This is a genomic window from Collinsella sp. UBA1693 (assembly GCF_002320115.1).
Classification (GTDB): Bacteria; Actinomycetota; Coriobacteriia; order Coriobacteriales; family Coriobacteriaceae; genus Collinsella; species Collinsella tanakaei.
This window is the reverse complement of sequence record NZ_DCJT01000010.1, coordinates 416,391-434,189: the sequence shown is the minus strand read 5'-3', so window position 1 is coordinate 434,189 and position 17,799 is coordinate 416,391. Positions and strand designations below refer to the sequence as shown.

The 17,799-nt window shown below is 59.0% G+C and carries 15 protein-coding genes; 5 read left to right on the top strand and 10 right to left on the bottom strand.

Going from position 1 to position 17,799, the window contains the following annotated elements:
• Positions 1–18 precede the first annotated feature (18 nt).
• The 3 genes from lacB to B3H65_RS06370 all read right to left on the bottom strand — a co-directional run bounded on the left by lacB (position 19) and on the right by B3H65_RS06370 (position 1,822).
• The gene (gene lacB / locus B3H65_RS06380; RefSeq protein ID WP_286684583.1) at positions 19–537 is read right to left on the bottom strand and encodes a galactose-6-phosphate isomerase subunit LacB; all 519 of its coding nucleotides are present in this window, start codon (positions 535–537) and stop codon (positions 19–21) included.
• Positions 538–549: 12 nt separating this feature from the next.
• Positions 550–978, bottom strand: a complete 429-nt coding sequence (lacA, locus tag B3H65_RS06375) for a galactose-6-phosphate isomerase subunit LacA (RefSeq protein ID WP_281694581.1) — start codon at positions 976–978, stop codon at positions 550–552.
• A 79-nt stretch (positions 979–1,057) separates the two neighbouring features.
• Positions 1,058–1,822, bottom strand: coding sequence for a DeoR/GlpR family DNA-binding transcription regulator (locus tag B3H65_RS06370; RefSeq protein ID WP_278561820.1), 765 nt, complete (start codon positions 1,820–1,822; stop codon positions 1,058–1,060).
• 267 nt (positions 1,823–2,089) lie between these two features.
• Between B3H65_RS06370 and B3H65_RS06365 the strand changes: the two genes are divergently transcribed.
• On the top strand, positions 2,090–2,428 hold the full coding sequence (locus B3H65_RS06365) for a PTS lactose/cellobiose transporter subunit IIA (RefSeq protein ID WP_009140793.1): 339 nt from the start codon (positions 2,090–2,092) through the stop codon (positions 2,426–2,428).
• 166 nt (positions 2,429–2,594) lie between these two features.
• Here the strand turns inward: B3H65_RS06365 and B3H65_RS06360 are convergent, their stop codons facing one another.
• A complete protein-coding gene (locus B3H65_RS06360) occupies positions 2,595–3,608 on the bottom strand; it encodes a LacI family DNA-binding transcriptional regulator (protein ID WP_286684582.1) in 1,014 nt (337 codons plus the stop codon).
• Positions 3,609–3,952: 344 nt separating this feature from the next.
• Here B3H65_RS06360 and B3H65_RS06355 point away from each other — a divergent pair, with 344 nt between their 5' ends.
• A complete protein-coding gene (locus B3H65_RS06355) occupies positions 3,953–5,713 on the top strand; it encodes a lactose/cellobiose PTS transporter subunit IIB (RefSeq protein ID WP_286684581.1) in 1,761 nt (586 codons plus the stop codon).
• A gap of 127 nt (positions 5,714–5,840) precedes the next feature.
• On the top strand, positions 5,841–7,250 hold the full coding sequence (lacG, locus tag B3H65_RS06350) for a 6-phospho-beta-galactosidase (protein ID WP_286684580.1): 1,410 nt from the start codon (positions 5,841–5,843) through the stop codon (positions 7,248–7,250).
• A 153-nt stretch (positions 7,251–7,403) separates the two neighbouring features.
• On the opposite strand, the gene B3H65_RS06345 is transcribed toward lacG (B3H65_RS06350), so the two are convergent.
• On the bottom strand, positions 7,404–8,447 hold the full coding sequence (locus tag B3H65_RS06345) for a LacI family DNA-binding transcriptional regulator (protein WP_286684579.1): 1,044 nt from the start codon (positions 8,445–8,447) through the stop codon (positions 7,404–7,406).
• A gap of 388 nt (positions 8,448–8,835) precedes the next feature.
• Here B3H65_RS06345 and B3H65_RS06340 point away from each other — a divergent pair, with 388 nt between their 5' ends.
• Entirely contained in the window at positions 8,836–10,722 is a 1,887-nt protein-coding gene (locus B3H65_RS06340) for a lactose/cellobiose PTS transporter subunit IIB (protein ID WP_286684578.1), read from the top strand.
• A gap of 139 nt (positions 10,723–10,861) precedes the next feature.
• On the top strand, positions 10,862–12,292 hold the full coding sequence (lacG, locus tag B3H65_RS06335) for a 6-phospho-beta-galactosidase (RefSeq protein ID WP_286684577.1): 1,431 nt from the start codon (positions 10,862–10,864) through the stop codon (positions 12,290–12,292).
• Between the two features lie 193 nt (positions 12,293–12,485).
• Here the strand turns inward: lacG (B3H65_RS06335) and B3H65_RS06330 are convergent, their stop codons facing one another.
• The 5 genes from B3H65_RS06330 to B3H65_RS06310 all read right to left on the bottom strand — a co-directional run bounded on the left by B3H65_RS06330 (position 12,486) and on the right by B3H65_RS06310 (position 17,781).
• Positions 12,486–13,421 carry a hexose kinase gene (locus B3H65_RS06330; RefSeq protein ID WP_286684576.1) on the bottom strand — a complete coding sequence of 312 codons (936 nt, stop codon included), beginning with the start codon at positions 13,419–13,421 and terminating at the stop codon, positions 12,486–12,488.
• Positions 13,422–13,501: 80 nt separating this feature from the next.
• Positions 13,502–14,377, bottom strand: coding sequence for an aldose 1-epimerase family protein (locus B3H65_RS06325; RefSeq protein ID WP_286684575.1), 876 nt, complete (start codon positions 14,375–14,377; stop codon positions 13,502–13,504).
• Positions 14,378–14,401: 24 nt separating this feature from the next.
• Positions 14,402–15,562, bottom strand: a complete 1,161-nt coding sequence (gene nagA / locus B3H65_RS06320; protein WP_286684574.1) for an N-acetylglucosamine-6-phosphate deacetylase — start codon at positions 15,560–15,562, stop codon at positions 14,402–14,404.
• A 208-nt stretch (positions 15,563–15,770) separates the two neighbouring features.
• The gene (locus B3H65_RS06315) at positions 15,771–16,937 is read right to left on the bottom strand and encodes an SIS domain-containing protein (protein ID WP_286684573.1); all 1,167 of its coding nucleotides are present in this window, start codon (positions 16,935–16,937) and stop codon (positions 15,771–15,773) included.
• Between the two features lie 112 nt (positions 16,938–17,049).
• Entirely contained in the window at positions 17,050–17,781 is a 732-nt protein-coding gene (locus B3H65_RS06310) for a GntR family transcriptional regulator (RefSeq protein ID WP_009140805.1), read from the bottom strand.
• Positions 17,782–17,799: the final 18 nt, after the last annotated feature.

Below are 17,799 nucleotides of genomic sequence, written 5' to 3'. Positions count from 1 at the left end.
TAGGTTTAGCGCAGCAAATTAATCGTGATACTCGCCGCGGTCCCACTTCTCCAGGAACTCGTCAAAGAAGTGCGGATCCGCCTGTGCCACGGGGTCAGCATGGTTGACGGCGTCGATCTTGGCGACAAGCGCGTCATGCTCGGGGGTCTGCTCGTAGCTCTCCTTGATGAAGGCGAGCATGATGTCGGCCATCAAAAACTCGCCGGTGATCTTGCCGCCAAAACCGATCACGTTGGCGTTGAGCTCGCGGCGGGCGTACAGGGCGCTGGTCATGTCGCGGACCAGGGCGCAGCGGGCGCCGGGAACCTTGTTGACGGAGTTGGTGATGCCGATGCCGGTGCCGCAGAGCACTACGCCCAGGTCGGCCTTACCGGAAGCGACGGCCTCGCCCACGGCCTTGCCGTAGATGGGGTAATGGGTGCGGGTGTGGCTGTAGGGACCGCAGTCCAGCACCTCGTAACCGGCCTCCTCGAGGCGATCGTGCAGGTAGGTCTTCTCGTCGGTAACAATATGGTCGCAGCCAAGTGCAATGATCATCTGAGGTCTCCTTTACGCCATCTTGTTGAGCATGTCGACACGGATCTGGTGGCGACCGGCGGCATAGTCTGCCTTGAGGAACTCGCGGGCGATCTTCTTGGCGACGTCGTTGCCAACAACGCCGGAGCCCAGGCAGATCATGCGGGCGTTGTTGTGCTCGCGGGTCATATACGCGCTGCGCTCGTCGGAGATGTTGGCGGCGACCATGCCCTTGACGCGGGTGGCGGCCATATAGCTGCCCACGCCGTACTCGTCGAAGCAGATGCCCTGGGAACCCTCGTTCTCAAGCAGGTCGTGCGCCACCGCGACGGCGGAGTCGACGAAGTCCGCGGCGGGCTCGACGGAAAGGTCGACCACCTCGTGGCCGTCCTCGAGCAGCGTCTCCTTGATGAGCTCCTTGAGCGGCATGCCCGCCGCATCAGAACCGATGACAACCCTCATGCTGTCCTCCTTTACGTGCGCGCACCCGATATGCGCGCTTGGTTACCTTGTCCAGGCACCGACGCCGCCCGCGAAGAAGCTAGCAGATCACCTTGGTGAATTCCTCGACCTGCTGGCGCTTCTCGTCCGAAATCGAACCTTCGCAGATAAGCGCGTCGATGTTTGAAAGCCTGTAGAACGTGTAGAAGTCCCGCTGGCCGATCTTGCTGGAATCCGCCACCAGATACCGGGTATCCGCTTGGTCGAACGCGAGCTGCTGAAAGCGTCCCTCGTCCATATTGGAGGTCGAGACCGCGTCAAAGCAGATGCCGTTGGCGCCGATAAAGGCGACGTCTATACCCAGAGTCGAGATAGCGTCCTCCGCCACGGGGCCCACAAACGCGGTGGTGCGCCTGCGGTACATGCCGCCGATGAGGCAGAGCTCGTAGTTCTCGTTGGGCTCCAGCAGGGTGAAGATGGACTGCGAGTTGGTGATGATGCGCAGGTGGCACGAGGGCAGCAGCGGAACCATCTGCTCGATGGTGGTTCCCGTGCCCAAAAAGATCGTCGAATCCTCCTCGACCAGGCTCGCTGCCGTACGCGCTATATCGATCTTCTCGCTCGCATGGCGGGCGCGCTTCTCGATATGGCTGTATTCGTGGCGGATCATCGAGCGGTGCTGCGAGGACGCGCTACGGGCTCCCCCGTGAACGCGAATCACCTCGCCGGCGCCCGCCAGCTCCTCCAAATCGCGGCGAACAGTCATGTCCGACACACCAAGGGCGTCCACGATCTCCTTGACGGAAACGGTGCCCTGGCTCTCGATAAGGCGCATGAGCCTATCCTGTCGTTCAGCTTTGATCACCACGTCCTCCTTTCACAGTTTCCAACATAATCAAACATCTTTCAACATGCAAGAACTTTTCTAAAGATGCATTCAATATAAGTCGAACACCATTGTTTTCCTACTGTTTTACCGTTTATCGCTAGATATCTACCGTTTACGGTGTTTTATTACGAGAATATCTGTTTGCTTTTGTTGAGATGATATTGTACGAATAGCCCGGATATTCCAGTCCACTGTGTGCGTGTCAAGCTATTTGAGCACGTGCTCATTCCTTACGGAGGAACCATGGCAACTAAAGAAGAAATCTCGATGATTGGTTTTGAGATCGTCGCATATGCCGGAGACGCCCAGACCGACCTTATCGCCGCTTGCGAAAAGGCGGGCAAAGGCGATATCGAAGGCGCGCGCTCCCTTCATGAATCTGCAAAGCAAGCGCTGATCGACGCCCATGATGTTCAGACCAAGCTTCTTTCCCAGGAGGCGGGCGGCGGCGAAATGGACGTGACCTTCATTATGGTGCACGCGCAAGACACGCTGATGACCACCATGCTACTTGAGAAGCAGACCAAGTTCATCATCGATGCGTATGAGCGCATCGGCCAACTTGAGGCCAAACTCGCCTAAAGAGGCCCTACACAGGAAATACCCGCGACAGCTTGTTTCCCCGGGTGCGGCGTCCCCCTTCTTGCTGCACCCTTTTTCGTTCATCTGCCGCATGAAAAGACGGAGCCGAAAAGCGCACTTGCGCCCGGCTCCGTCCTGCTATCTAGACACAGGCAAAAGGCCAACGTTACCTAAGGTCGCGAACAGATCCGCGCTCGACCAGATGACCTGGGAACAGCTTATGGTTGCACCCATCTTCCATGCGCTCTGGAATCACCAGCTTGCCAATTGCCCACTCGGCAATGGCGGAGTTATCAAAATGCAGCGACGTCAGCCGGGAATTGGGAACAAATGTGGACGAGATATCGTCGGCGCCAACCAAGCTCACATCGTCCGGTACCGAGATACCCGCGTCGGACAGTGCGCACATACATCCATATGCCATTGCGTCGTCGGATGCAAACACGGCGGTGCAGGCGCCGCTGCGCACTTTATCGGCCAACAGCACTCCGGCCGCATATCCGCTTTCCGGACTCCAGTCGCCCGCGATAACCCGTGGCGGCTCAATCCCGTTATCAAGCATGGCCGAGCGCCAGCCGCTCTCGCGCGCAACACCTGCGAGCGATCGCAATGGGCCGCTGATGTGCCAAATCTTTGTATGACCGCGCTCCACCAGGTAGTTCACCACCGCACGGGCGCTTGCTTCCTGGTCGGAATCAACGGTAGGACATACAGGGTGATCGTGCATTGAAATGATCACTTCCGGAAGGCCTGCACGGGGCACAAACGTGTCAAAATCCTCCGGCGTGCGGTTGAGAACGTAAATCATGCCGTCAATCGACAGGCTCGACATGCGGTCAGCCGCCTGGCCAAGACTCAGCGGCTCTTCGCGATCCATTTTTAACAACGCAATGGTATAGCCCTGCGCAGCGGCGGCATCGACAAACATCTCAAGACGGTCTCGGTTGCCCGTCTCGGAGATATTGCCCATCGCGATGCCAAGGGCCATGTAACGACCCCGCCGCAGCGCGCGACCGGCATTACTCGGACGATACCCAAGCTCGGCAATCGCCCGCCTCACCTTCTCCTTTGTAGCAGGTCTCACCGCGGGAGAGTCATGTACAGTACGCGAAACAGTCTGTTCCGACACACCCGCAAGACGCGCGACATCCTTTATCGATGCAGGCTTTCGATCAGCCATTGCACCCACCTTCCCTTTAGCATGCGCACTCCTCTTGAGCATACTGGATAATCCGCTCACCGCATAAAAAGAACCGCTTAGCCTAAAAGAAACCAGCATCTCAATTCAAAATGTTAACGTCATCATTGAAATGTTGACGTCGCCATTTTGATTGCTGACAGCGCCACCATCACGGTCAAGCATGCTGGTTGCCAGTGGACGCGTGCAAGGGGAGATTATTACCGGGCTTTGTCCCCCTTGTCGCAAACATCGATCAATCTGCAGTGCCGTAGCGCAGCGCCATCTGCAACCTTGGGCACAGATCAAGGCATTCTGGTTTAGCATCCTCCTGAAAGGAGAGGAAAATGGAACAGCTCATTGCAACCATTGAAAAGGGCAAGCCGTTTTTCAACGCCATCGCCCGCAACAAGTACCTCAAAGCAATCCGCGATGGCTTCATCTCGGTTATCCCCATCATCATTTTCTCGAGCATCTTCATCCTGATCGATGCCGTGCCCAACGTCTGGGGCTTCTACTGGCCTGCGGAAATCGACGCCATTCTTATGAAGGCCTACAACTACTCCATGGGCATCCTGGCGCTCGCCGCCGCTACAACTACGGCCAAGCACTTCTGCGACGCACAGAACCGCGACATGCCCAAAAACAACCAGATCAACTTCCTCTCGGTCATGATCGCCTCCGTGGTCGGCTTCCTGATCCTTTCAAGCGACGCCATCAACGTTGAAGTTGATTCCGTCTCCTACTCCGGTTTCGCCAACGGCTTCCTCGGATCAAAGGGCCTGCTTACCGCCTTTATCTCCGCATTCGTGGTAGGCATTGTCTACAAGTTCTTCGTATCCCGCAACATCACCATCAAGCTGCCCGATCAGGTTCCGCCCAACATTTCCCAGACGTTCAAGGATCTCATCCCCTTCTCTGTGTCTATTTCCGTCTTCTGGCTGTTCGACCTCATCTTCCGCAATGCATTTGGCTTTTGCTTTGCCCAGGGCGTCATCCAGGTTTTCCAGCCCCTGTTCTCTGCTGCCGATAGCTACGTAGGCCTCGCTATCATCTACGGCGCAATGAGCCTGTTCTGGTTTGTCGGCGTCCACGGCCCCTCTATTGTCGAGCCTGCAATCTCCGCTGCACTTGTCGCCAACATGTCCGCCAACCTCACCGCCTACCAGGCGGGCGAGCAGGCAACCCACGTGCTCTCCCTTTCTTCCCAGTACTTCGTTGTCTGCCTTGGCGGCACCGGCGCCACCCTGGTTATCTGCTTCATGTTCGCCTTCCTCGCCAAGTCTAAAGAGATGAAGGCGATCGGGCGCGCCTCCATAATCCCCACCCTCTTCAACGTCAACGAGCCGTTCCTGTTCGGCGCCCCCATGGTCTTGAACCCCATCTTCTTTGTCCCCTTTGTCTTTGCCCCCATCTGCAACATCTGGGCTCTTAAGATCTTTGTCGACATCATCGGTATGGACGGATTCCTCTACACGCTCCCTTGGACGGTCCCCGGCCCCGTTGGCATCATCATGGGTCTTGGCTTCCAGCCCCTCGCGTTTGTCTTCCTTGCCGCCGTACTCGCCCTCGATTTCTTGGTCTACTACCCCTTCTTCAAGGTTTACGATCGCGAGAAGTGTGCGGAAGAGGCCGCTATGCTCGAGGAAGAGCTCGCTGCAAAGGCGGCCGCCAAGGGCGACGCCATGGCTGCAGCCTTCCAGGGCAAAATCAACGCCTCTTCAGTCGCGGACGATGAATCCAAGACCAAGACCGCAAACACCGCCAACTCCGATTGCCTTGCAAAGCTCAACGGTCACCGCGTGCTGGTGCTCTGCCAAGGTGGCGGCACCTCCGGCCTGCTGGCAAACGCCCTCGCCAAGGCGGCCAAAGAGCACGGCATCGACCTTGAGACCGGCGCAGACGCCTACGGAAACCACATCGACATGATGAAAGACTTCGACCTGGTTATCCTCGCCCCGCAAGCAGCCTCCTACTTTGATGACCTTAAAGCAGACTGCGAGCGCATGGGCATCGCATGCTGCGTCACCCGCGGCAAGCAGTACATCGACCTCACCCGCGATGGAGAAGCTTCCCTGCGTTTTGTTGCCGAACAGCTCAACTTGTAGCCAAAACTTCGCGTGAAACGCATAGCCCAGCCGTCGTCCCCTTCAATCGACGGCTGGGCGTCCCTATTCATCCACCGGGCAATTCGCCCAATCAAACAGCACATCGAGCATTAACAAGGACCGTATCATGAGCTCTAATCAGTTCCCTGCCAATTTTGTATTCGGAGGCGCCACAGCAGCCTATCAGGTTGAAGGCGAAACCCAAACGCATGGAAAAGGAAAAGTCGCTTGGGATGATTTCCTCAAGGACCAAGGTCGATTCTCCCCCGACCCCGCAAGCGACTTCTACAACCAATACCCGCGCGATCTTGAACTTTGCGAGCGCTTTGGCATGAACGGCATCCGCCTGTCCATCGCTTGGAGCCGCATCTTCCCCTCGGGAACCGGCAAGGTCAACCCCGAGGGTATCCAGTACTACCACGACCTCTTCAAGTGCTGCCGCGCGCACGGCGTTGAACCCTACGTCACGCTTCACCACTTCGACACGCCCCTCGCCCTGTTTGAAAAAGGCGATTTCCTCAACCGTGAAACCATAGACGCATTTGTCGACTACGCTACGTTCTGCTTTAAAGAGTTTGCCGACGACGTCACCTATTGGTTCACGTTCAATGAAATTTGGGCAGACGCCACCAACACCTTCATCGAGGGAACTTTCCCCGGCGGTGAAAAAGCTAACCTGGCAAAGTGCTTCCAGTGCGAGCACAACATGATGCTCGCCCATGCCCGAGCCGTCCTCGCCTTCAAGCACGGTGGGTTCTCCGGCAAGATCGGCGTTATCCAGTCGCTTGAGTACAAGTATCCTTTGGACGAGAATTCTGCCGCAGACATCAACGCCGCTAAAAACGAAGACGTACTGCAAAACCAATTCCTTCTCGACGCCACGTTTAGAGGCGACTACGCCGCGGACACGCTCGAGGTTGCCAACCGCCTCGCTGCGGTTTCCGGCGGCAGCATCGAGATTCGCGAAGACGATCTTGCCATTATGCGCGAAGCCGCAGCGCTCAACGACTACTTGGGAGTCAACTATTACCAAAGCCGCTTCCTGCGCGCCTACGAAGGTGAAAATGACCTGCATCACAACGGCACGGGAGAAAAGGGAACGGACCGCTTCCGCCTAGCAGGCGTTGGCGAGCGCGTAAACAAGCCCGGAATCCCCACCACGGATTGGGACTGGATCATCTACCCAGAAGGCCTCTTTGACCTCCTTGTCCGTATTCGCCTGCAGTACCCCAACTACAAGGAGATCTTTATCACCGAGAACGGTATGGGCTACAAAGACCCCTTCGTTGACGGCTTTGTGGACGATGCCCCCCGCATCGACTACGTCGAGAAGCATCTCGCCGCCGTGCTGCGAGCCATCGAGGCGGGCGTCAACGTAGGCGGCTACTTTATGTGGAGCCTGCAGGACCAGTTCAGCTGGACCAACGGCTACAACAAGCGCTACGGATTCTTCTACGTGGATTACGAGACCCAGGAGCGCACGCCTAAAGCCAGCGCCTACTGGTTTAAGCGCGTTGCACAGACCCACTGTCTGTAAACCCATCTTTCACCACGCAGCAGCATCGTCCGCACCTGCCGTCGCACCGCTAGTCGCACCGCTAGCCGCAGCCACACCCACGCACAAGCCCTGTTCCAGACCAAGCCATCTGGACCAGGGCTTTTTCAGTACGGCGCGGCGCCGCAAAAAAACCTAGCGGGCGTCCGTCACGGTGCCGCGCTCGACCAGCTCGCCCGGCAGGCGCACCGCCTCGACCTTTGATTCTCCCGATAGCTGGGCGAAGAAGTAGTCAAATGTCTTGCGGCCGCGCTCGCGCATGTCGAAGCGCACCGTAGTCAGGTCATTGTGGGGCACCATACCCTGCATGGAATCGTCCACGCCTATGACGCTCACGTCTTCCGGCACGCGCCTGCCGTGGGCGCGCAACGCCATGATGGCGCCCATAGCCATTTGATCGTTGGCCGCGTACAGCGCCGTCATCTCAGCGTCTTGGACGAGCTTCTCGCCAAGCTCGTAGCCGCTATCCGCGGTCCAGTCCCCGTGTAGGGGCTCAACAACTTCGAGCCCCGCGTGCTCCAGCGAGTCTTGCCAACCGCGCGTCCTGAAATCCGCCGTGATCGAGTCTTTGGGACCGGCCAGGTGCCTGATCTGCGTATGGCCGCGCGAGCGAAGGTGGTCGACCACAAGCTGCGAGCAACCGTATTGATCGGAATCGATAGTGGTGCAGCGCGGGTGCTCCTTCATGGAGATGATGATGGTGGGCAGGCCGTTGAGCGGCTCGAACTCGTCAAAATCCTCGATGGTTCTGTTGGTGTTGAACACCATGCCGTCCACGGGGAGCTCCGCCAGACGACGCGCGGTGTCCCGCAGGCGCACGGACTCGCTCTCATCAAACTCGATCAAGGTGACGGCGTAACCGTACTCGCGGGCGGCGGACATAAGCCCCTCCAGCGTAGCGACGTTACCCGTATGGGTGATATCGAACATGCACAGGCCAATGCAGCCGTACTTGCCGCCGCGCAGCGACCTGCCGGCAAAGCTGGGGTAGAAGCCAAGCTGGTCCATGGCGTCCATAACGCGCTTTCGAGTCTCCTCGACCACGCACGCCTGCCCGTTGACCACGCGCGACACCGTCTGCCGGGAGACGCCGGCGAGCTTAGCGACGTCTGCCATGGACACCGCCCTGCCAGGCTTGTGAACCGCGGAATCTGCCGCCATCTTGTTATCCCGTTCCATCCAACGGCTCCCCTCGCATTGCGCATGCTCTCAGATTGATGCTCAAACTGCTGTTTAAACTGCTGCTCTGGTAAATGTAGCATCAACTGAGCGCAAGCTGAAGAGCACGTGCCCATTGGACGAGGATAATCGTCTTTTCCGCGCGCCCCTGCCTGCATCTATCCCGCCGCTTGCCGCCGATAATCGACCGCTCGCATCCCTTTACCCCCAACACCCCTTGCACCGCCATCAACTCATGTTAACGTGCTCATTGTAGAAATGAGCACGTGCTCATAGCGAGTAACATCCGGGCAAAACATACTCGTAAACAGCACAAGCTCGCCTTGGCAGCCATCTTTACCAGCGCGTTTAGTGGCTGCAAAAGCAAACCCATGCAAACGGAGGGTCCATGGAAAAGCTCATAGCGCTCATCGAGAAAGGCAAGCCTTTCTTCAACGCCATCGCGCGCAACAAGTACCTCAAGGCAATTCGCGACGGCTTCATCTCCGTCATGCCCATCATCATCGTCTCCAGCATCTTCCTTTTGGTCAGCGCCGTCCCCAATGTCTGGGGCTTCTACTGGCCGGCAGAGATCAACGACGTTCTCATGAAGGCCTACAACTACTCCATGGGCATCGTCGGCATCTGCGCAGCGGCCACCACGGCCAAGCACTTCTGCGATGCGCAGAACCGCGACCTGCCCAAGAACAACCAGATCAACTTCATCTCGGTCATGATCGCATCGCTCATCGGTTTTCTGCTGCTCTCCAGCGACGCCATCAGCTTCACGGATAACGGCGTCTCCATCTCCGGCCTCGCCAACGGCTACATGGGATCCAAGGGCCTGCTAACCGCCTTTATATGCGCGTTCGCCACCGGCATCATCTACAAGTTCTTTATCAAGCGCAACATCACCATCAAGATGCCCGAACAGGTGCCGCCCAATATCTCCCAGACCTTCAAGGACATCATCCCCTTTGGCGTCTGCCTGGTCTTCTTCTGGGGCTTTGACTTTGCGTTCCGCAACATCTTTGGCTTCTGCTTCGCCCAAGGCGTTATCCAGGTGTTCCAGCCGCTTTTCTCCGCAGCAGACGGCTATCTGGGCCTCGCCATCATCTACGGCGCTATGTCGCTCTTCTGGTTTGTAGGCGTCCACGGCCCCTCCATCGTCGAGCCCGCCATCTCCGCCGCCCTCATCTCCAACCTCGAGCTCAACATGGCCATGTACCAGGCCGGTGAGCACGCAACCGCCGTCCTCACCAAGCCGCTTCAGGATTTCGTCGTCGCCATGGGCGGCACCGGCGCCACGTTGGTGATCTGCTTCATGTTCGCCTTCCTCGCCAAGTCCAAAGAGATGCGCGCCGTGGGCCGCGCCTCAGCCGTGCCGGTTTGCTTTGGCGTCAACGAGCCGTTCCTCTTCGGCGCTCCCATGGTCTTGAACCCCATCTTCTTCATCCCGTTCATCTTCGCGCCCATCGCCAATATCTGGATTACCAAGTTCTTCATCGACGTCTTGGGTATGAACGGCTTCATGTTCAGCCTTCCCTGGACCACCCCCGCACCCGTTGGCATCGCCATGGGTCTGGGACTTCAGCCCCTTGCGTTCCTGCTCATCCCCGCCCTGCTGATTGTCGATTTCCTCATCTATTTCCCCTTCTTCAAGGTATACGACCGCGAGAAATGCGCCGAAGAGGCAGCCGCGGACCAGGCGGAGGTCGCCCAGCGCGCCGCCCAGAAGCAAGCAGCCATGAACGCGGCGTTCCAAGGCAAGGCGGATACGGCAAGCGTCGCTACCGGAGCCGTCGCCCAGGCTGCCGCGAGCATGGCAGCGGAGAAAAAGCGCGCCGCCGGCCAGTCTATGGACGAGGAATCCACGAATAACGCCGCCCCTGCCGTATCCCCCGCTGCATCTGATGACGCAGCCTCCAGTGCCTCGTCCAGCACCATCGCCGCGGCGGGCGACCCCTATGCAGCGCTCAACGGCCGTCGCGTCCTGGTCTTGTGCCAGGGAGGCGGCACCTCCGGCCTGCTCGCCAACGCGCTGGCCAAAGCCGCCCGCGAGCACGGCATCGACCTTGAGACCGCAGCAGATGCCTACGGCAGCCACATCGAAATCATGGCCGACTTCGACCTGGTTATCTTGGCACCCCAAGCGGCGTCATACTTCGACGACCTCAAGGCCGACGGCGAGCGTATGGGCGTCGCCTGCTGCGTCACCCGCGGCAAGCAGTACATCGACCTCACCCGCGACGGCGAGGCATCGCTGGCATTCGTAGCCCAGCAACTGGGCATCTAGATCCCTACGCGCGCGACAGCACGCTCGAATAGAGCCCCCCATTCCCGCGGTCCGGGAGCAGCACGCTCCGGCGCCTTCTCCCGGACCGCCCCCAACCCCTTTCAGCCCTAACAGTCCTTCAAACAAGATTGGATTCGCCATGAGCCCCATCTTTTCCGCCGATACCCCCCAGCGCTTTCCGGACAACTTTGTTTTTGGTGGCGCCACCGCCGCCTACCAGGTAGAAGGCGCCTGCCAGACCCATGGCAAGGGCAAGGTCGCATGGGACGACTACCTCGCCCAGCAAGGCCGCTTTTCGCCCGAGCCCGCCTGCGACTTCTACAACCGCTACGATAGCGACCTCGAGCTGTGCGAGCGCTTTGGCATGAACGGCATCCGCGTGTCGATCGCCTGGAGCCGCATCTTTCCCAATGGCGGCGTGGGCGAGCCCAACGCTGAAGGCGTAGCCTTCTACCACAACCTTTTCGCCAGCTGCCGCGCCCACGGAGTCGAGCCATATGTGACCCTGCACCACTTCGACTCCCCCGCCGCGCTCTACGCCAACGGCGACTTCCTCAACCGCGACACCATCGACGCCTTTGAGGCGTACGCCCGCTTCTGCTTTGACGAATACCCCGAGGTAACCCGCTGGTTCACGTTCAACGAGATCGCGGCGGCCACGCTCAACCGCTACGTCGAGGGCACCTGGCCGCAGGGCAAGAAGGGCTGCCTGCACGAGTGCCTGCAGGCCCAGCACAACATGATGCTCGCCCACGCCCGCGCCGTCTTGGCCTACAAGCAGGGCGGCTATCCCGGAACAATCGGCGTCATCCACGCATTGGAATACAAATACCCCTATGACCCCGCCTGCCCCGGCGATATCCAGGCAGCTAAAAACGACGACGTTTTGCAAAACCGCCTGCTGCTCGACGCCACCTTCCGCGGCGACTACGCCCCCGATACGCTCCAGATCATCGAGCATCTCTGCCAAGCGAGCAACGGCTCCGTTGAGTTTTTGGACGATGACCTCTCGATCATGCGCCGCGCCGCGCAGCTCAACGACTGCCTGGGCATCAACTATTACCAGAGCCGTTTTCTCAAGGCGTTCGACGGTGAGACCGACCTTCATCACAACGGCACGGGCGACAAGGGCACCGGCCGCTGGCGCGTGGCGGGCGTGGGCGAGCGCGCCGTACGCCCCGGCGTTCCCACCACGGACTGGGATTGGATCATCTATCCCAAGGGCCTGTTCGACCTTATGATGGATATTTCGCTGCGCTATCCCAATTACAAGCAGCTGTTTATTACGGAAAACGGCATGGGTCGCAAAGACCAGCTTGTCGATGGCACCGTGGACGATTCCGAGCGCATCGCATACGTCGAAGACCACCTGCGCTGGATCGTTAAGGCCATCGAATGCGGCGTCGACGTTGGCGGCTACTTTATGTGGAGCCTGCAGGACCAGTTCAGCTGGACCAACGGCTATAACAAGCGCTACGGCTTCTTCTACGTTGACTTTGAAACCCAGCGGCGCACGCCCAAGGCCAGCGCGTACTGGTTCAAACGCGTCGCCCAGACCCGCTGCCTGTAAGCATCGCATCACCTACTAGCACCGCATATCATCAAACGCATGCGCCCCCTGTCAGCACCGCAGCTGCAGGGGGCGCATTGGTTTTTACCGGTATCCACCGGCGTAGATCCTCGTCCTTCATATCAAAAAGGAGGGAAGCCCCGCAGGACTCCCCTCCCCTTGTAACAAGCTGTCAGCATTCGCAGGCAAAAGCCTAGAGCTCAGTCACCTCGACGGCGTTGTAGACCTCATCCCAACGGTCGATTACCAAATGACCGGTCTGCGGATCCATGGCGTTGAGCTTACCGCAGGTGTTGCCGGTCCTCAAAACCGTGGCAGCATCGGCGCCCGCGGCGATGGCGTGAGCGAAGCCCGCGATGGTGGAGTCACCGGAGCCGGTCGCGTTGACCGCAGGGATGGGCGGGGTGACGGCGCGGTAGATCTTACCACCGTTGAAACCAAAGGAGCCGGCGGCGCCCATGGATACAACAACCCAGGGAATGCCCTGGAAACGCTCGTCCGTCTGCAGGGCGGCGGCAAGGTCGGACACCTGGTCCGGTGTATAGCTGGTACCCAGAAGCGCGTTGATCTCGGTGAGGTTGGGCTTTACCAAGGTGGGCGTGCTATCGGCTTCAAGCGCGGCGTTGAGGGACGCGCCGGAGGTGTCCAACAAAACGGGAACGCCAGCCTTGTTGCACTGGTCGACGAGCTTGACATAGTAGTCCGCGGGAACGCCCTTGGGCAGGCTGCCGGAGATGGTTACGCAGTCAGCCTTCTCGACCAGCTCGGCGAACTTTGCGGTGAACGCGGCCAGCTCCTCCTCGGAGACCGCCGGGCCGCTCTCGAGCAGCTCGGTCTGGTTGCCCTCGTGCAGGATGTTCAGGCAGATGCGGGTCTCGCCTGCGATGGGGGTAAAATCATGCTTGATGCCGTCTGCATCCATGAGCTCGCCCATGTAAGCGCCCATGTGGCCGCCCATAAGACCGGTAGCGATCACGTCGTCGCCCAGCTGGCACAGAACGCGGGAGACGTTGAGGCCCTTGCCGCCGGCGGTCTTCTTGGGAACCACGCGATTGACGTCATCGATGATGAGGTGGTCCAGATGATACGCGGTATCGATCGCGGGGTTCATAGTTACGGTAAGAATCATTGCTGGTTCCTTTCGATGGAATCAAGCGGCGCTGTTTTCAGGCCGCGGTGACCTCTCGACTCGCAGGTCGATATCGCTAATTAGAAGACCTCCACGGTGAAGCCGCGAACCACGGTCTCGCCGGGCTTGGCGACCAGGCAACCGCGCTTGCTCTCAAACACATCGTCCTCATCAGAGCAGGTGGACAAACCACCCCAGGGCTCGATAGCGACAAAGTCGCCTTCCGGCTTGCTCCAAACAATCAGGTAGGGCATATCCGGGAAGCTCACGCGAACGCCTTTTTCCTCGTCCTTTTTAACAAGCTCGACAACATGGCTGTTAAGAACGTCGAAGATGGTCTCGGCGAAGTCGAACAGCTCGTGCGTCAGAGGCAGCTCGCGTCCAACCATGGGGTTGTCGACGCGATTCTCGACATCGATCAAGCCGGTAGAGGGCACCGCGCAGCAAAGCTTCTCGGCCTCATCGGCCTCGAACCGCAGCTTGTAATCGCAGTACTGCTCGCCCTCGTCCAACGGGCAGGCGAAGCCGGGATGGCCGCCGATGAAGAACGGCATGTCCTCATCGCCCTTGTTGGTCACCTCGTACGACACGGCAAGCTTGGCGCCGTCGATGGCGTAACGGGCGACAAGCTCAAAATCAAAGGGATACTGCTCGAGCAGCCCCGGCGAGCTCTTGAGCTTAAAGGCGGCAGAGACATCATCGCCATCGACGAACTCGAACTCCTGCTTGCGGGCAAAACCGTGGCGAGCCAGTTCGATCTCCTTGCCGGACGCGGTCACGGCGTGGTTGTCGCGCAAACCGCCGCAGATGGGGAAGCAGATGGGTGCCTGCCCGCTCCATACGGCAGGATCGCCCTGCCACAGATACTCCCGACCGTTGGCGGCAATAGAGGTAAAGGAACCGCCCTCGCTGGTAAGGGCAACGCTAATCTGGTCGTTCTTAAGAATGTGCTCCAAAACTCAACTCTCCTTAGATGTTGTCTACGCCTTGTAGACGCTCTCGCCGCCCAGATAGGTCTCTACCAGGGTGAGGTCGGAGTTCAGGACAACAAAGTCGGCGTGGCGGCCGGGACGAATGGAGCCGCAAGCGTCAGCGATGTCGTTGGCCTCGGCAGGAGCCTGAGTAGCCATGTAGATCGCCTCTGCCTTGGTGGCGATGCCCCAATCCACAACGTTCTTGACGGCGTCCTTCATGTTGAGGATGGAGCCGGCGAGAGAGCCGCCGTCCTTCAGGCGAGCGGTGCCACCGGCGACCACGACGGGCAGCTCGCCCAGGAAGTAATCGCCATCGGGCATGCCGCCGGCGCACATGCAGTCGGTGATCAGGGCGACGTGCTCGTGACCCTTAGCGTACATGACGATGCCAGCGGAGATGGGGTTGACGTGATGACCGTCGCAGATGAGCTCCGAGAAGGACTTGTCCTGGCTGGACAGCGCAGCACCCACCATGCCGGGCTCGCGATGATGCAGGCCGCTCATACCGTTGTAGGTGTGGACAAAGACCTTGGCACCGGCATCGAGACAAGCCTGGGCCTGCTCGCAAGTTGCCGCGGAGTGACCGAGGGCGACCACGACGCCGGAGGCGACAGCATCTGCGGTGAACTCGACGGCGCCCTCATACTCGGGAGCGACGGCGATCTTCTTTACCAGGCCGTGGGCGGCCTTCTGCCAGGCATTCAGCTTCTCCATAGTGGGAGCGGACAGGTAAGCGGGGTTCTGGGCGCCCTTGTACTTCTCAGTAAAGAAGGGGCCCTCGAGGAAGATGCCCTGGATGCGTGCGTGCGGCTGGTCGTCGCCGGCCTCGACGTACTCGGCGACGCTGGCGCAGGCGTTCTCAAGCTGCTCGGTGCTCGCGGTGAGCGTGGTGGGCAGATAGCTGGTGACGCCGTTGCGCAGGATGCCGCGAGAAACGGCGGCGACGCTCTCGGCCTTGCAATCCATGATGTCATGGTTATCGAAACCGTGGATATGCGTATCGACAAATCCAGGGGCGATCTCGTACCCGGAGTAGTCCAGAACCTCGCAGTCCGGAGTCTCGGTCACGTGCTCGCCAAAAACGCCGTCCTCAACCATGAGGTAGCCACCGCGGGCTACGCGGGTGGGAAGATAGAAGGCGTCTGCCTTGATTGCATAGGTGCTCATTCTTGTCTCCTAACACACGTAAGATGAGCGTATATCTGCAGCTATACCCCAGTTTGCCTGAAAGGTATGGGCGGCAGCGGATTAACCTAAAAAGAGCGCCCGCCCGTCCTGATGACTGGGCGGGCGCAGATTCATTACCGCATCATGCGGTCGCGCACGTAGTGCTCCAAACCTCAAAGAAAGGTTAAGCTTGCGTGATCGATAGCGCTTAGGCCTCGAAGGGGTGGATGGTGACGCCCTTGACCACGCGGTTAACGGTGCCGGTGGGAGACGGGGTGTCGGGGGTGTTGCCAACGCGGACGGAGTTCAGCAGAGAGATCACCTGGGCGAACATGACAAAGGGAAGCGCCAGGTAGCCTTCGGGCAGAGCCTCGCGACCGGCGACGGTGAAGGACTCGCCCTCGAAAGCAGGGGTGAGGTCCTGCTGGATGGCGACGGTCTTCTGGGCGATCTCGTCACCGTTGATCTCGTTCAGGATATCGAGGTCGTACTGACGGGTGTACTCGTCGTTGTTCATGAAGACGAAGACCAGGGTCTTGTCATCGACAAAGGACTTGGGTCCGTGGCGATAGCCCATGCAGGAATCCCAAGAGGTTGCGACCAGGCCGTGAGCGAGCTCGAGAATCTTGAGCTGGGACTCCTGAGCCAGGCCAACGAAGGAGCCGGAGCCAAGGTAGGTAACGCGGTTGAAATCGCCGGCCAGCATGGAGGCGATCTCCTCCTCGCGAGCAACGACCTCCTCGCCCATCTCGGCAGCCTGCTTGACCCAGGCCTCCTTGGTAGCGAGATCGGCGGAATCGAAAATCAGGGTGGAGAGCAGCGTCATGCAGCTGTAGGAGCCGGTCATGGCGAAGCCCTTGTCATTGGCGCGTGGGATCAGCAGGGTCAGGGCATCGGGGTCGTCAGCGGACTGAACGGCGAGCTTGCCCTCGGGAGCGCAGGTGATATTGAGGAACTTGATGTTCTTCACGAACTTGCGGGCAACCTCGACGGCCGCAAGGGACTCGGGGCTGTTGCCGGAGCGGGCGAAGGAGACCAGCAGGGTGGGATCCTCGGCACGCAGGAAGTCGCGGGGAGCCGAAACGATATCGGTGGTCGCGATGGGCTTGAAATCATAGAGGTTGGTATCGCCAGCGTGACGAAGGTAGGGAGCGCAGGTATCGCCGACGTAGTCAGAAGTGCCGGCACCGGTGAAGATGACGGACAAGCGGCCCTCGCCCATGGCGCGAGCGTCGGCAAGCAGGGCGTCGATAGCGTCCCTGTTGTCCTTGTAGATGTTGAGGGTGTCCAGCCACAGCTCGGGCTGCTGCTTGATCTCGCCGGTGGTGATATCGGCACCAAGGGCTTTCAGGCTCTCAATATCCTTCTCGAACATTAACAATACCTCTCTTTCCTAGAAGGCTCACTACCTTGTAGTATATGCTTTATATGGTTTGCTGGTTGTAACCAGTTAACCAAAAAATAAACCTAACGAAACCGCCATATATCTAGTCATTCCTATGATGGAAGACCTTGTATTTGAATTGATCCGCTCGAGCAACGGAAAGCGTGTATTCCACAATCTCGTTGCTGACGTTATACGTGGTGCGGACAAGATCCAGCACCGGTGCACCCTCGCTAATATCCAGTAAACGAGCGTCCGCGGGACGGGCGATGCTTGCGAAGAACTCCTCCTCTGCCACGCGGATCTTCTCGCGAAAATCCTGCTCGATAACATCGTAGAGGGGCTTCTTCTCAAGCATGGGGCGCTTGAGGGAGAGAAACTTCCTAACCGGAAGATAAGAGCGCTCGATCATCATGGGCATACCGTCCGCCGAGCGAAGACGCTTGAGTTTGAAAAGCTTCTCGCCGATGCGGGTGCCCATATGCTCGGCGAGGTTTTTATCAGCCTCGAACTCGCAGAACTCCAAGATGGTGGTCTCGGGAACGCGCCCGAGTTCACGCATCTGCTCCGTAAAGCTATAGGACTGCATGAGGTTGGTGGTCTGCGCAGAGCGGTCGGCGACGAACGTGCCGCGCCCGTGCTGGCGAATCACCAGGCCAAGGCGCTCGAGCTCTTGAAGAGCCAAGCGCACCGTAGTACGGGAAAGACCATAGCGCTCAGACAGCTCGCGCTCGGATGGCATAAGATCGCCGGGACGATACTCGTGGTCAATCTTCTCGGACAAAATGTCAACTAGCTGATCGTACAAAGGCTGCTTGCGCGCGCCGATTGCCATGAGTTTTCGCCTCCTTTT

Bases quoted from the DNA above. Each gene is read 5' to 3' on its own strand.
- lacB (WP_286684583.1), bottom strand. From the start codon at position 537: ATGATCATTGCACTTGGCTGCGACCATATTGTTACCGACGAGAAGACC.
- lacG (WP_286684577.1), top strand. From the start codon at position 10,862: ATGAGCCCCATCTTTTCCGCCGATACCCCCCAGCGCTTTCCGGACAAC.
- B3H65_RS06345 (WP_286684579.1), bottom strand. From the start codon at position 8,447: ATGGAACGGGATAACAAGATGGCGGCAGATTCCGCGGTTCACAAGCCT.
- B3H65_RS06310 (WP_009140805.1), bottom strand. From the start codon at position 17,781: ATGGCAATCGGCGCGCGCAAGCAGCCTTTGTACGATCAGCTAGTTGAC.
- B3H65_RS06365 (WP_009140793.1), top strand. From the start codon at position 2,090: ATGGCAACTAAAGAAGAAATCTCGATGATTGGTTTTGAGATCGTCGCA.
- B3H65_RS06315 (WP_286684573.1), bottom strand. From the start codon at position 16,937: ATGTTCGAGAAGGATATTGAGAGCCTGAAAGCCCTTGGTGCCGATATC.
- lacG (WP_286684580.1), top strand. From the start codon at position 5,841: ATGAGCTCTAATCAGTTCCCTGCCAATTTTGTATTCGGAGGCGCCACA.
- B3H65_RS06340 (WP_286684578.1), top strand. From the start codon at position 8,836: ATGGAAAAGCTCATAGCGCTCATCGAGAAAGGCAAGCCTTTCTTCAAC.
- B3H65_RS06355 (WP_286684581.1), top strand. From the start codon at position 3,953: ATGGAACAGCTCATTGCAACCATTGAAAAGGGCAAGCCGTTTTTCAAC.
- lacA (WP_281694581.1), bottom strand. From the start codon at position 978: ATGAGGGTTGTCATCGGTTCTGATGCGGCGGGCATGCCGCTCAAGGAG.
- nagA (WP_286684574.1), bottom strand. From the start codon at position 15,562: ATGAGCACCTATGCAATCAAGGCAGACGCCTTCTATCTTCCCACCCGC.
- B3H65_RS06330 (WP_286684576.1), bottom strand. From the start codon at position 13,421: ATGATTCTTACCGTAACTATGAACCCCGCGATCGATACCGCGTATCAT.
- B3H65_RS06360 (WP_286684582.1), bottom strand. From the start codon at position 3,608: ATGGCTGATCGAAAGCCTGCATCGATAAAGGATGTCGCGCGTCTTGCG.